The 12,266-nt window shown below is 63.0% G+C and carries 14 protein-coding genes; 11 read left to right on the top strand and 3 right to left on the bottom strand.

Annotated elements, in window-relative coordinates:
- The first annotated feature begins 28 nt into the window (after positions 1 to 28).
- The gene (locus GA829_RS08820; protein WP_195178141.1) at positions 29 to 547 is read left to right on the top strand and encodes a disulfide bond formation protein B; all 519 of its coding nucleotides are present in this window, start codon (positions 29 to 31) and stop codon (positions 545 to 547) included.
- A 166-nt stretch (positions 548 to 713) separates the two neighbouring features.
- On the opposite strand, the gene GA829_RS08815 is transcribed toward GA829_RS08820, so the two are convergent.
- Complete coding sequence (locus GA829_RS08815) at positions 714 to 1,271, bottom strand: HNH endonuclease (RefSeq protein WP_195178140.1); 558 nt, start codon at positions 1,269 to 1,271, stop codon at positions 714 to 716.
- A 129-nt stretch (positions 1,272 to 1,400) separates the two neighbouring features.
- On the bottom strand, positions 1,401 to 2,042 hold the full coding sequence (locus GA829_RS08810) for a DNA-3-methyladenine glycosylase family protein (protein WP_195178139.1): 642 nt from the start codon (positions 2,040 to 2,042) through the stop codon (positions 1,401 to 1,403).
- A 74-nt stretch (positions 2,043 to 2,116) separates the two neighbouring features.
- On the opposite strand from GA829_RS08810, the gene gluQRS reads away from it, so the two are divergent.
- From gluQRS to GA829_RS08795, 3 genes are all read left to right on the top strand, one after another.
- Positions 2,117 to 2,992 (top strand): tRNA glutamyl-Q(34) synthetase GluQRS, encoded by an 876-nt coding sequence (gluQRS, locus tag GA829_RS08805; RefSeq protein WP_195178138.1) that lies wholly within the window; start codon positions 2,117 to 2,119, stop codon positions 2,990 to 2,992.
- A gap of 276 nt (positions 2,993 to 3,268) precedes the next feature.
- Positions 3,269 to 4,825 (top strand): FAD-dependent monooxygenase, encoded by a 1,557-nt coding sequence (locus GA829_RS08800; RefSeq protein WP_195178137.1) that lies wholly within the window; start codon positions 3,269 to 3,271, stop codon positions 4,823 to 4,825.
- A 119-nt stretch (positions 4,826 to 4,944) separates the two neighbouring features.
- Positions 4,945 to 5,820 (top strand): DMT family transporter, encoded by an 876-nt coding sequence (locus GA829_RS08795; protein ID WP_195178136.1) that lies wholly within the window; start codon positions 4,945 to 4,947, stop codon positions 5,818 to 5,820.
- A 13-nt stretch (positions 5,821 to 5,833) separates the two neighbouring features.
- Here GA829_RS08795 and GA829_RS08790 read toward each other — a convergent pair whose 3' ends face one another.
- Positions 5,834 to 6,685, bottom strand: a complete 852-nt coding sequence (locus GA829_RS08790; protein WP_195178135.1) for a YihY/virulence factor BrkB family protein — start codon at positions 6,683 to 6,685, stop codon at positions 5,834 to 5,836.
- A gap of 58 nt (positions 6,686 to 6,743) precedes the next feature.
- On the opposite strand from GA829_RS08790, the gene GA829_RS08785 reads away from it, so the two are divergent.
- From GA829_RS08785 to GA829_RS08755, 7 genes are all read left to right on the top strand, one after another.
- The gene (locus GA829_RS08785; RefSeq protein WP_195178134.1) at positions 6,744 to 7,610 is read left to right on the top strand and encodes an SDR family oxidoreductase; all 867 of its coding nucleotides are present in this window, start codon (positions 6,744 to 6,746) and stop codon (positions 7,608 to 7,610) included.
- Positions 7,611 to 7,632: 22 nt separating this feature from the next.
- Positions 7,633 to 7,824, top strand: coding sequence for a twin transmembrane helix small protein (locus GA829_RS08780; protein WP_195178133.1), 192 nt, complete (start codon positions 7,633 to 7,635; stop codon positions 7,822 to 7,824).
- Between the two features lie 13 nt (positions 7,825 to 7,837).
- Positions 7,838 to 8,419, top strand: coding sequence for a cob(I)yrinic acid a,c-diamide adenosyltransferase (locus GA829_RS08775; protein ID WP_195178132.1), 582 nt, complete (start codon positions 7,838 to 7,840; stop codon positions 8,417 to 8,419).
- 30 nt (positions 8,420 to 8,449) lie between these two features.
- Positions 8,450 to 9,250, top strand: a complete 801-nt coding sequence (locus GA829_RS08770) for a rhomboid family intramembrane serine protease (RefSeq protein WP_195178131.1) — start codon at positions 8,450 to 8,452, stop codon at positions 9,248 to 9,250.
- Positions 9,251 to 9,463: 213 nt separating this feature from the next.
- Positions 9,464 to 10,213: an electron transfer flavoprotein subunit beta/FixA family protein gene (locus tag GA829_RS08765; RefSeq protein ID WP_195178130.1), complete on the top strand. Its 750-nt coding sequence runs from the start codon at positions 9,464 to 9,466 to the stop codon at positions 10,211 to 10,213.
- A gap of 24 nt (positions 10,214 to 10,237) precedes the next feature.
- Positions 10,238 to 11,167 carry an electron transfer flavoprotein subunit alpha/FixB family protein gene (locus tag GA829_RS08760; RefSeq protein WP_195178129.1) on the top strand — a complete coding sequence of 310 codons (930 nt, stop codon included), beginning with the start codon at positions 10,238 to 10,240 and terminating at the stop codon, positions 11,165 to 11,167.
- A gap of 207 nt (positions 11,168 to 11,374) precedes the next feature.
- Complete coding sequence (locus tag GA829_RS08755) at positions 11,375 to 12,253, top strand: 3-hydroxybutyryl-CoA dehydrogenase (protein WP_195178128.1); 879 nt, start codon at positions 11,375 to 11,377, stop codon at positions 12,251 to 12,253.
- The last annotated feature ends 13 nt before the right edge of the window (positions 12,254 to 12,266 follow it).

Raw genomic sequence — 12,266 nt, 5'->3', positions numbered from 1 at the left:
CGGGCGCCAAACCAACGGACTGAATTCAATGACCGCGACCATGAACGAAACCACCGGCCGCCAGCGGATGATGACGGCTCTGTTTCTCGCCGTCGCCATGGCCGCGACTGTCGGCTCGGCGCTGGCCTTCCAGCATATAGGCGGCTACATCCCCTGCCACCTCTGCCTCGAGCAGCGCACCCCCTACTATATCGGCGTGCCGCTGATGGTGCTGGCGGTGATTGCTTCGGCGCTGCGCGCCCCGGCATGGCTGACACGCGGCCTGCTGGCCATCGGTGGCCTGCTGATGCTCTACGGCCTCTGTCTCGGCGTCTACCACTCGGGCGTCGAATGGGCATGGTGGGCGGGTCCGACCGATTGCACGGCGGGCGCAGGCCCCGTGGATACCGGCGGCAAGGGCGTGCTCGACGCGCTCGACAAATTCGTGCCGCCATCCTGCGACAAGGCCGCGCTGCGCATCCTCGGCCTGTCACTGGCCGGCTGGAACGCCATTGCCAGCCTCGTCCTCGCCGCCGTCGCCTTCCGCGGCGCCCTCGCCCGCGATTGAGCTCTAGAGCCGACGCGAGATCGTTCAAAGAATTTCGGCAGGCCGATTCATATGGAGTGTATGGAGTGATTGTCGAGAACCGAAGCGGAGCGGACATTTGGTCCGTGAGCATCGGAAGCGCAGACAATTGCTCCAGATGGCCGGCCTCCCGAATTCTCGAACGATCTCAAGGCTCCAGTTCGACATCCCAGTAGAGATAATCCATCCAGCTTTCATGCAGATGGTTGGGCGGGAACATGCGGCCGTTGTTGTGCAGGTCGTGCACCGTCGGCTGATAGGGCGTCTGCAGCGGCCACATCTTGGCGTGGGCCGGCATCATGCCGCCTTTCCTCAGATTGCAGGGCGAGCAGGCGGCGACGACATTCTCCCACGTCGTCGCGCCACCGCGATGGCGGGGGATGACATGGTCGAAGGTCAGATCCTCCGGCGTGCCGCAATACTGGCACTGGAAACGGTCGCGCAGGAAGACATTGAAGCGCGTGAAGGCAGGATGCCGAGAGGGCTTCACATAGGCCTTCAGGCTGACCACGCTCGGCAGCCGCATCGAGAAGGTCGGCGAGGAGACCGCGTGTTCATACTCGGCAACAATGTTGACCCGGTCGAGGAACACCGCCTTGATGGCGTCCTGCCACGACCAGAGCGACAGAGGGTAATAGCTGAGCGGACGATAATCCGCATTCAGCACCAGCGCTGGAAGCCCATCCGGAGATACGGCAACCGTCACGTCGTTGGCCTCCTTAATTCCAGAACCGAACGGTGCGGATACTGTAAGCCCGACATGACAGGGATGTGAAGCGGATTGTCGCGCGCACGTTGTGCGCAAAACGCATGATTTTCGTGCTTTTTCGCCAGTTCAGGCGGGAGGTGCGCCGTCCCGCCCTCTGGTTTCGCGGTAGTAGGACCAGAAAAGCCGTGATGCGACACCTCGCCACGGGCTCCATGATTCGGCGAGTTGGATCAGCATTTTCTCCGGCGGGCGAGGATCAATGCCAAGCGCGTGACCGACCGCGCTTTGGAGCGCGACGTCCCGTGCGGGGAAGATATCGGGATGCCCGGCGGCGAACAGAAGATAGACCTCCGCCGTCCACGGGCCGATGCCTGGCACGGCCGTCATCCTAGTGATCGCCTCCTGGGCATCCAGCGAGCAGAGGTGATGGAGATCGAGCCCGTCGGACACGGCCTGCGCGATGGCGATCAGGCCGCGCTGCTTTGGCCGCGACAGGCCGGCCTCGCGAAACATGTCCTCGCCGGCGCCGAGGATCGCTTGCGGTGTCAGCGGGTCGACGAGCTTCGTCAGCCGGCCGAAGATCGCATCGGCGCTGGCGCGTGACACTTGCTGCGAAACGATGATCGAGGCGAGGCTGCGAAAGCCAGGCTCCGAGAGCCGCAGCGGCACCTCGCCGGCCATGCCGCGCACCTTTTCAAGGCGCGGGTCGATTAGGCAAAGCGCATCAAGCCCTCGTGCTATGTCGTCGAGTGTAGCGATCCGTTGCATGCTTTCTTGTCCCTTGGTCCTCGACACGGTAGCAATTGGCGAAGCGCCGCAAAACACGATTGCCGCCGGACACGATGACACTCCTGACATTCCGCTTCGCCCCCAGCCCCAACGGTGACCTGCATCTCGGCCACGCCTATTCGGCGCTGCTCAACCAGAGACTGGCCAAAGCAATGGGCGGGCGGCTTTTGTTGCGCATCGAGGATATTGACACGGTGCGCTGCACGCCGGAATTCGAGGCTGGTATTTTCCGCGACCTCGAATGGCTGGGCTTCGACTGGGAGAAGCCGGTGCGCAGGCAGTCCAGGCATTTTGGCGAATATCAAGCCGTGCTCGACAGGCTGATTCGCGACGAACTGGTCTATCCCGCCTTCATGAGCCGTGGCGAGATACGGGCCTTCATCGCCGACAGCGAAAAGCGCGGGCGCGACTGGCCGCACGATCCCGACGGCGTGCCGCTCTATCCTGCGGCTGACAAGGCATTGCCGGCCCGCGAACGCAGCCGGCGGATCGCCGAAGGTGCCGCTTTCGCCTGGCGGCTGGATGTCGAAGCGGCGTTGGCGCGCGCCGCAAAAGGCCTGTCATGGACCGAGTTCACGGACGAAACGCTCTCCGCGACGCGGCCCGTCGAGGCCAGGCCGCAGGACTGGGGCGATGTCATCGTCGCACGCCGCGATATCCCGACCAGCTACCATCTCGCCGTCGTCACCGATGACGCACTGCAAGGCATCAGTCACGTCGTGCGCGGCCAGGACCTATATGCGGCAACCGGCGTGCAGAGGCTGCTTCAGGACATCCTCGGTCTCGGTGCGCCGAGTTACCACCACCATCGCCTCATCCCCGGCCCTGACGGGCGGAAACTGTCCAAGAGCCTCGGCGACAGCGGCTTGGCCGCCTTGCGGGAGGCTGGCGTGTCGCCTGAAGGCATCAGGAAGCTCGTCGGGCTTTGATCCCAGACGGTGCGAAATTCGGCCCCTCGGCCGCTCCTTCAAAACCCTGGCCCTCGTGGTTGCGGATCGATCTGCACGGCTCTATACAGCCCGGGTCGGAAAAGGCAGGGTTGGTTTGGTAAGCCCAACTCCTTTCGGAAACGAAAGCTCTGGTCTCTGCTTCGTGCATGAGGTCCCCACGACGAACATCGGGCGCGTTGGACGCGCCTTCTGTTCGTCCGTGTGGTTCTCAAACCGACGAACCGCTCCGGTCGGACATCGACGAAGGAGTAATTCATGCAAAATCCCCTGATTTCCCATGATGTCGTAATTGCCGGAGCCGGCCCTGTCGGCTTGTTTCTCGCCTGTGAGCTGCGCCTCGCGGGCGTCTCCGTGTTGGTGCTGGAGCAGGCGCAGGACCCGCGCTCTCCCTTCAAACGGCTTCCATTCGGCATGCGCGGCCTCTCAGCGCCCACCATCGAAGCCTTCTACCGTCGCGGGTTGTTGGACGACATGACGCCGGCGCAACGCGAGAAGGATGGCGCTGGCAGCGCTTCGGCGGCGGCGCATTGGATGCAGCAGGCGCGTCGCCCCGGCGGCCATTTCGCCGGTATCCAGTTCTTCCAAGACAACATCGACACCGCGAAGTGGCCATATCGTCTGCCAAGTCCGGCGGCCACCAACATGGCGGTCGAGATGGAACACCTCGAAACCGCCCTCGCCGCTCGCGCAGACGCGATGGGTATCGAGATCCGGCGCGGCCTTGGCGTCGAAGACTTCGAAGAGACCGACCAGGACGTGACCATTCGCGCCGGCGGCGAAACTTTTCGCGGGCGCTGGCTGGTCGGTTGCGACGGCGGCCGCAGCACGGTGCGCAAGGCAGCCGGCTTCGAATTCATCGGCACCCACCCGGAATTCACCGGCTATTCCGTTGAAGTGGAAATGGCTGATCCGGAAAAGCTCAGCCCGGGCCGCCACTACACGCCGGCCGGCATGTATACCTTCCAAAAGCCCGGCACGATCGCGATGGTGGATTTCGACGGCGGCGCTTTTCACCGGACCCAGCCGATCACGCTTGAGCATGTACAAGCGGTGCTTCGCCATATCTCCGGCACCGATGTCACCGTGACAGCCCTCCAGCTTGCCACGACATGGACGGATCGCGCCTATCAGGCGACCGCCTACCGGAAAGGTCGGGTGCTGCTCGCGGGCGACGCGGCGCATGTCCATTCTCCCTTGGGGGGCCAGGGGCTGAACCTCGGGCTTGGCGACGCCATCAACCTCGGCTGGAAACTGGCTGCCACGATCCGTGGCGATGCGCCGGCCGGCCTGCTCGACAGCTATTTCAACGAACGGCATCCGGTCGGCGCACAGGTTCTCGACTGGTCGCGCGCCCAGGTCGCACTCATGCGGCCAAGCCGGAGTTCGCGTGCGCTCGAGGCCATCATCCGCGATCTCATCGACACGCGCGACGGCGCGACATATTTCGCCGAACGCGTGTGGGGCGTTTCCCTCCGCTATGACCTCGGTGGCAGCCATCCGCTTGTGGGCCGCAGCGCTCCCGACTTCGAACTGGCTGACGGCACGAAGCTCGGCGATCTGCTCAGAGCCGGCAAAGGCCTTTTGCTGGACTTTGACGCCCGTGCGCCGGTTCAGGCACTCGCAACGCGCTGGAGCGGTCAAATCGCCTATGTCGCGAGCGACGCCACCGATCGGCTCGGCCTGAGCGCTGTGCTCCTGCGCCCCGATGGCGTCGTCGCCTGGGCAGCCGAGACCGCTCCTGACCTTGAGGATACTGCTCTGGCGGTGGCACGATGGTTCGGCGGTCCCGAACACCTGCGTCAGTCTGCCTGAGTTGGTCCCCCATTCAATTCCGGTGAAGTATGGATCAATGGTTTCACTTTGCTTGCCTGGCTGAACCACTCTAGACGATCAGTTCTGTCAGTCTCCATCCAACACAGGCGGTGCCGGAAATGCACAGCGTCAAACGCTTCATCCCCGCCACCTTCGTTGTCCTGTGGGCGACCGGCTTCATTGGCGCGCGCTACGCCATGCCGTGGGCGGAGCCCTTTACGTTCCTCGCCGCCCGGTTTGTCCTGGCGGCAGCACTGTTTGCGGTCCTGACGGTCGTGCTGGGCTCGAAGCGAGCCACGCGCGAAGAGGCAATGCACGCCACCGTCGCCGGTATACTGATGCACGGGGTCTATCTCGGCGCGGTGTTCTGGGCCATCCACCGGGGCATGCCCGCCGGACTGTCGGCGCTGATCGTCGGGCTGCAGCCGCTGATCACGGCGGTGCTCGCCGGCAAGTTTCTCGGCGAGGCCATCCTGCCGCGCCATTGGGCAGGCCTTGCCGTCGGTCTGCTCGGCGTCGTCATCGTGTTGTGGCCGAAACTTGGCGCGATCGGCGGCGGCGTTACCGCCGCGACGCTCACCGCCTCGCTCATCTCGGTGCTCGGCATGGCCGCCGGCACCATCTGGCAAAAGCGCTTCGCTTCCCGTGGCGACCTCGTGTCGGCGACCATGTGGCAATATGTCGGCGGCGCGGCGGTGATGCTGCTGGCATCGCTGGCATTCGAGACGCACGCGGTCATCATCAACGGCGAATTGATCTTCGCCATGGCATGGCTGGTGCTGGTTCTGTCGGTCGGCGCCATCTTCCTGCTGATGGTGATGATCCGCGACGGCGAGATGTCGAAGGTCGCCTCGCTGTTTTATCTGGTGCCCGCCGTCACCGCGGTTATTGCCTGGGCTCTGTTCGGCGAGCAGCTCAATGGGCTTCAGATCGTCGGCATGGCGATCACCACATTCGGCGTCGCGCTGGCCACCGCGCGGCCAGCCAAGGCATGATCCCGAATTGGGCTTACCCGACTCTTGCCCGTGCCTCCAGATAGCGGCTGATCGCGGCATTGAACTCGCCGCCAAGGATGAAGATCGCCGAGACGATGTAGAGGAAGACCACCGCGATCATGATCGACGCCAGACCGGCATAGGTCGTCACATAGGACGAGAAATGGTCGAGATAGGTGGCGAACATGGTTGAGCCGATCAGCCATGCGGCGAGCGTGAAGATGATGCCGGGGACAAGCGAGACGAAACGGCGCTTGCCCGCCGGCAGCCAGTAATGCACCGAAAACAGCCCGCCGACGATAACGGCCGAGGCGATGACGTAGCGCCACAGCGTGATCGTGCCCGTATAGGGCTTTATCCACTCGAAATGCGCCTCGGCCAGCCGCGCCAGCAAAGGCGCGAAGACGAGCAGCACGCTGATCGCCAGGAAGCCGGCCGTGGCGATCAACACGAAGAAAAGGCTCTGCACCCGGCGATAGATGATGCCGCGCGTCTCGGTGACACGATAGGCACGGTTGAGTGAGGTGCGCAGCGCCTCGATGCCATTCGATGCAAAATAGGCCGCGAGCAGCACGCCATAGGTCAACAGATCGGAGCGCCTGACGGTGAGCACGTTCAGCACCTCGCGGGCGATCGGCTTGGCGATCTGCTCCGGCCAGGTGTCGAAGACGAGATGCACGGCGGTTTGCGCAAAGGCCTGCGCACCGAGAAAGCTCGCCAGCGTCGTGGCGAAGATCAGGAACGGAAACAGCGCCATCAGCGCGGTGATCGCCAGATGACTGGCCATCGCCCAGCCGTCGTCGGTGTTGAAATGGCCTAGCGCGTCATAGAGCACGCGGCGCAGGGCGACAATGTTCCGCAACAAGAAGCCGTGCTCCCTTCGATTGTCTCGACGCCGCGAATATGGGAAGTGAATGCGGCAAATGGCAACCCTTGGTCAAACCACGAATTCTCCAGCGCAAGAGTTGCGCACCGTCATTGTCACCGGCGCATCCTCCGGCATAGGCGCCTATTGTGCCCGGGCGCTCAAAACGGAAGGCTGGCGTGTCTTCGCCACGGCGCGAAAGCCTGGGGATATCGCCGCGCTTGAAACCGATGGCATCGAGACCTTCTACCTCGACTACACCGAACCTCACTCCATCGAGACGCTAATGGTATCCGTGCTCCAGCGGACCGATGGCCGGCTCGACGCCCTGTTCAACAACGGCGCTTATGCGCAGCCAGGTGCCGTCGAGGACTTGCCGGTGGCGGCGCTAAGGCAGCAATTCGAGGCGAACCTCTTCGGCTGGCATGACCTGACCCGTCGTGTCGTGCCGGTAATGCGCCGCCAGGGGCACGGCCGTATCATCCACTGCTCGTCAATCCTCGGCCTGACTCCGGTGCGTTTTCGCGGCGCCTATTCAGCATCGAAACACGCGCTGGAGGGCTTGATGCTGTGCTTGCATCAGGAACTTCTGGGCAGCGGCATCCATGTGTCGCTGATCGAGCCGGGGCCGGTGACATCGAAGATAGCCAGCAATGCGCTGCCCTGGTTCCTGGAGAAGATCGATCATGAGAATTCCGTCCACCGCCTCGAATACGAGGCGCAACTGCAAAGGATGCATGCGGGCGGCAGCAAATCATGGCTGAAACCGGGGCCGGAAGCGGTTCATGCTGTCTTGCGCCATGCACTTCTGTCGCGGCGCCCGCGCCCCCACTATGTGGTAACAGTGCCGGCTAAGGTCGGTGCGATGCTCAAACGCATTTTGCCAGCATCGATGCTCTACCGCTTCCTTGCCAAACGCGCCTGAACCAACAAACTGGAAACACACCATGGCAACCGTCTTCAACATCCTCGCCGTCCTGGTCATGGTCGCCGTGGTGATCGTGCTGATCCGAGGCCTCATCAACATGATGCGCGGCGGCTCCGGCGTGACCTCCAACAAGCTGATGCAGGCCCGCGTCCTGTTGCAATTCCTGGCCTTGGTGCTGATCCTGGCCGCCGTGTATTTCACCCGCAAGTAACGGCGGCCAAGGCATGGTCAAGATCAACAAGATCTACACGCGTACCGGCGACGACGGCACCACCGGCCTCGGCACCGGCGAACGGCGGCTGAAATCCGACCTGAGGGTCGACGCTTACGGTACCGTCGACGAAGCCAATGCCTGCATCGGCATGGCGCGCGTTCACACCGAAACGGCTCATCCGGCGATCGACGCCATGCTCGCCCGCATCCAGAACGATCTCTTCGACCTCGGCGCCGATCTGGCCGTGCCGGACGACGGCAAGCCGCTCGGCTATGAGCCGCTGCGCATGACGGCCACGCAGACCGATCGCGTCGAGCACGATATCGATGCCCTCAACAAGGATCTGCAGCCGCTCAAGTCCTTTGTGCTGAACGGCGGCTCGCCGGCGGCGGCGGCACTGCACCTCGCCCGCACCGTGGCGCGGCGGGCCGAACGGCTGATGGTTGCCCTGGCGCAGGATGCAAGCGAACACGTCAACCGCGACGGGCTGAAATACATCAACCGGGTGTCCGATTTCCTGTTTGTCGCGGCGCGGGCGGTCAATGACAACGGAAACGCCGACGTGTTATGGGTTCCCGGCAAGAACCGCTGATTTTGCCAGGGCGGGAGGGGGCCGGCACCGATGTTCATCCCGCTTTATGACACCAACAGGCTGCGCCATATCCGACTGCAATATGTGACGATCGGCCTGATCGTGGTCAACGCCCTGGTCTATTTCGCTACCGCGCTTGGCGGCGAACAGTTCTCCAACGCAGCCGTGCTCGGCCTTGGTTTCATCCCGTCCGTCGTCCACAACACGGCTGAGCTCGATCCCCGCTTCGTGGTGATTCCCGAAAGCCTCAGCTACGTCACCTATTCCTTCCTGCATGCCGATATATTCCACCTCGGCGGCAACATGCTGTTCCTGTGGGTGTTTGGCGACAATGTCGAGGATGCGCTCGGCCACATCCGCTATCTTATCTTCTATCTGCTGTGCGCGATTGCCGGCGCCGCCTTCCAGGGCCTGGTCGCCTGGGACTCGCAGGCGCCGCTGATCGGTGCGTCCGGCGCCATCGCCGGCGTCGTGGTCGCCTATCTGATCCTCTATCCCAGGGTGAAAGTCTGGGTGCTCGCCTTTGCCCGCATTCCGCTGCGCATCCCGGCCTTTATCCCGCTTGTTCTATGGGTGCTGTTCCAGGTCGTGATGTTCGCCGCCGGTGGCGAAGACCAGATTTCCTGGGCCTGCCACATCGGCGGCATCATGGCGGGCGCCGTGCTGGTGCTCGTCTTGCGCAGCCGGGGCGTGCCGCTGTTTGCCGGTGCGGACGAGGATACCGTGGCTCCGGCCCCTGACCAGCCACCGGTTGCCGCTGAACCAGCGGCGCCTGAACCGCCAGCCACCACAACGCGCTGGGGCCGAGGAAATCCTTCTGGCCCGAACTGAACCGATTTGAGCAGCTTTCAGCGTATTGACGTGCGAGGTTACCACAACTACGGAAACGTCTCCGTCGCAGCCCAAGGCGGTCAAAGACCAGAATTTCCATCCGGCCAGAATTCCGTCTGGCCGGAATTCAGTCAGGAATGTCGGCTTTCGACAACTCAGAAGGGGCGCAGGCTGTTATAGCGCGCCCAACTAGCGTGAAGAGGTGACAGGCAAATGAAGATCCTTGTGCCCGTGAAGCGGGTTGTCGACGCGAACGTCAAGGTTCGCGTCAAGGCTGATGGCTCGGCGGTTGAACTGGCCAACGTCAAGATGGCGATGAACCCGTTCGACGAGATCGCGGTTGAAGAGGCGATCCGGCTGAAAGAGGCCGGCAAGGCGGAAGAGATCATCGTCGTTTCGATCGGCCCGCAGCAGGCGCAGGAGACCTTGCGTAACGCGCTCGCCATGGGCGCCGACCGCGCCATCCTGGTCAAGACCGACGAACAGACCGAGCCGCTCGGCGTCGCCAAGGTGCTGAAGGGCGTCGTCGACGCCGAACAGCCCGGCCTCGTCATCCTCGGCAAGCAGGCGATCGACGACGATTCCAACCAGACCGGCCAGATGCTGGCCGCCCTTCTGGGCTGGGCACAGGGCACCTTCGCCTCCAAGGTGGTGATCGAAGGCGACAAGGCCAAGGTAACGCGCGAAGTCGACGGCGGCCTGCAGACGGTGGAACTGAAGATGCCGGCGATCGTCACCGCTGACCTTCGCCTCAACCAGCCGCGCTATGCTTCGCTGCCCAACATCATGAAGGCCAAGAAGAAGCAGCTCGACGAAAAGAGCCCGGCCGACTACGGCGCCGACGTCAAGCCGCGCCTCAAGGTCATCAAGACCGAGGAGCCGAGCGGCCGCAAGGCAGGCGTCAAGGTCAAGAGCGTCGCCGAACTGGTAGACAAGCTCAAGAACGAAGCCGGCGTGCTGTAAGCGATCGGGAAAGGAACAGATAAAATGGCAATTCTCCTCATCGCCGAACACGACAACGCAACGCTTTCCGACCAGACCGCCAAGGCGCTTTCGGCCGCGCTCCAGATCGGTTCGGACGTGCATGTACTGGTGGCAGGCAAGGGCGCCAAGCCGGCTGCCGATGCTGCCGCCAAGCTCAAGGGCGTCAGCAAGGTGCTGTTGGCCGAAGCCGACGAACTGACCGAGCGTCTTGCCGAACCGATGGCGGCACTCGTCGTCTCACTGGCCGGCGCCTACGACACGATCATCGCACCGGCGACCTCGTCGGGCAAGAATGTCGCGCCGCGCGTGGCTGCCCTGCTCGACGTCGCGCAGGTATCCGAGATCATCGAAGTGGTCTCGCCCGACACGTTCAAGCGCCCGATCTATGCCGGCAACGCCATCCAGACCGTACAGTCGACCGACGCCAAGAAGGTCATCACCGTACGCACAGCCTCCTTCCAGGCAGCCCCGGAAGGTGGTTCGGCAGCGATCGAAACCGTCAAGGCCGCCGCCAATCCCGGCCTATCCAGCTTTGTCGAGAACAAGCTTTCCGAAACCGACCGTCCGGAGCTCACCTCGGCCAAGATCATCATCTCGGGGGGCCGCGCACTGGGTTCCTCGGAGAAGTTCCAGGAGGTTATCCTTCCCGTCGCCGACAAGCTCGGCGCAGCTGTCGGTGCCTCCCGCGCCGCTGTCGATGCCGGCTATGCCCCGAACGACTGGCAGGTCGGCCAGACCGGCAAGGTGGTCGCTCCCGACCTCTACATTGCCGTCGGCATCTCCGGCGCCATCCAGCACCTCGCCGGCATGAAGGACAGCAAGGTCATCGTCGCCATCAACAAGGACGAGGAAGCGCCAATCTTCCAGGTCGCGGACTACGGCCTTGTCGGCGACCTTTTCGTCATCTTGCCGGAACTGCAAAAGGCGCTTTGACGCTTTCTGCCCAAGCGTATTAAATAGTGAAGGGTGGGGTAGACGAAGTCGCCCCGCCCTTTTAGTTTGCACTGCACAAAAAGCAGGCCACAAGGCCAAGGCTGCTCCAGCAAAAGTGCGCAGTGGTTTTGCGTCCGGAATTGCGGGAAAACAAAAAATGGAGCATTTCGCGTTTCAGCGGAAAATGCTCCAGACGGGATCGGTGAAATGAGCAAGATCGAGACGATCGGCATCATCGGCGCGGGCCAAATGGGCGGCGGTATCGCCCATGTCTCCGCGCTTTCAGGCTTCAAGGTCCTGATCTACGACATTTCGCCAGACCGCATCGAGAAGGGCATCGCCACCATCAGTGGCAACATGGCCCGCCAGGTAGGCTCCGGCAAGCTTGACGAAAAGGTCCGCAACGATGCGATAGCCCGCATCTCGGCGGCACCCGCCATGGCGGACCTCGCCGGCGCCGATCTCGTGATCGAGGCGGCGACCGAGGATGAAACGGTCAAGCGCAAGATCTACGCCCAGCTTTGCCCGCAGCTTAACCCCGAAGCCATCCTGGCGACGAACACCTCATCGATCTCGATTACCCGGCTTGCCGCGCAGACCGACAGGCCCGAGCGGTTCATCGGCATACATTTCATGAACCCGGTTCCGCTGATGAAGCTGGTCGAACTGGTGCGCGGCATCGCCACCGAGGACCAGACCTTCGAGGCGGCGAAAACCTATGTGAAGCAGCTCGACAAGACGATCACGGTCTCGGAGGATTTTCCGGCCTTCATCGTCAACCGCATCCTGCTGCCGATGATCAACGAGGCGATCTACACGCTTTACGAGGGTGTCGGCTCGGTCGATGCCATCGACACCGCCATGCGGCTTGGCGCCAACCATCCGATGGGGCCTCTGCAGCTGGCCGATTTCATCGGCCTCGACACCTGCCTGTCGATCATGCAGGTGCTGCATGACGGATTGTCGGATTCGAAATACCGCCCCTGCCCGCTGCTGGTGAAATATGTCGAGGCTGGCTGGCTCGGCCGCAAGACCGGACGCGGCTTCTACGACTATCGCGGCGAGCACCCCGTCCCGACGCGCTGATCCTCTATCCGGA

Source organism: Mesorhizobium sp. INR15, assembly GCF_015500075.1.
Classification (GTDB): Bacteria; Pseudomonadota; Alphaproteobacteria; order Rhizobiales; family Rhizobiaceae; genus Mesorhizobium.
The sequence above is the reverse complement of the archived record's forward strand: the minus strand, read 5'-3'. Positions and strand labels throughout refer to the sequence as shown.

Bases quoted from the DNA above. Each gene is read 5' to 3' on its own strand.
- GA829_RS08820 (WP_195178141.1), top strand. From the start codon at position 29: ATGACCGCGACCATGAACGAAACCACCGGCCGCCAGCGGATGATGACG.
- GA829_RS08810 (WP_195178139.1), bottom strand. From the start codon at position 2,042: ATGCAACGGATCGCTACACTCGACGACATAGCACGAGGGCTTGATGCG.
- gluQRS (WP_195178138.1), top strand. From the start codon at position 2,117: ATGACACTCCTGACATTCCGCTTCGCCCCCAGCCCCAACGGTGACCTG.
- GA829_RS08800 (WP_195178137.1), top strand. From the start codon at position 3,269: ATGCAAAATCCCCTGATTTCCCATGATGTCGTAATTGCCGGAGCCGGC.
- GA829_RS08795 (WP_195178136.1), top strand. From the start codon at position 4,945: ATGCACAGCGTCAAACGCTTCATCCCCGCCACCTTCGTTGTCCTGTGG.
- GA829_RS08785 (WP_195178134.1), top strand. From the start codon at position 6,744: ATGGCAACCCTTGGTCAAACCACGAATTCTCCAGCGCAAGAGTTGCGC.
- GA829_RS08780 (WP_195178133.1), top strand. From the start codon at position 7,633: ATGGCAACCGTCTTCAACATCCTCGCCGTCCTGGTCATGGTCGCCGTG.
- GA829_RS08775 (WP_195178132.1), top strand. From the start codon at position 7,838: ATGGTCAAGATCAACAAGATCTACACGCGTACCGGCGACGACGGCACC.
- GA829_RS08770 (WP_195178131.1), top strand. From the start codon at position 8,450: ATGTTCATCCCGCTTTATGACACCAACAGGCTGCGCCATATCCGACTG.
- GA829_RS08765 (WP_195178130.1), top strand. From the start codon at position 9,464: ATGAAGATCCTTGTGCCCGTGAAGCGGGTTGTCGACGCGAACGTCAAG.
- GA829_RS08760 (WP_195178129.1), top strand. From the start codon at position 10,238: ATGGCAATTCTCCTCATCGCCGAACACGACAACGCAACGCTTTCCGAC.
- GA829_RS08755 (WP_195178128.1), top strand. From the start codon at position 11,375: ATGAGCAAGATCGAGACGATCGGCATCATCGGCGCGGGCCAAATGGGC.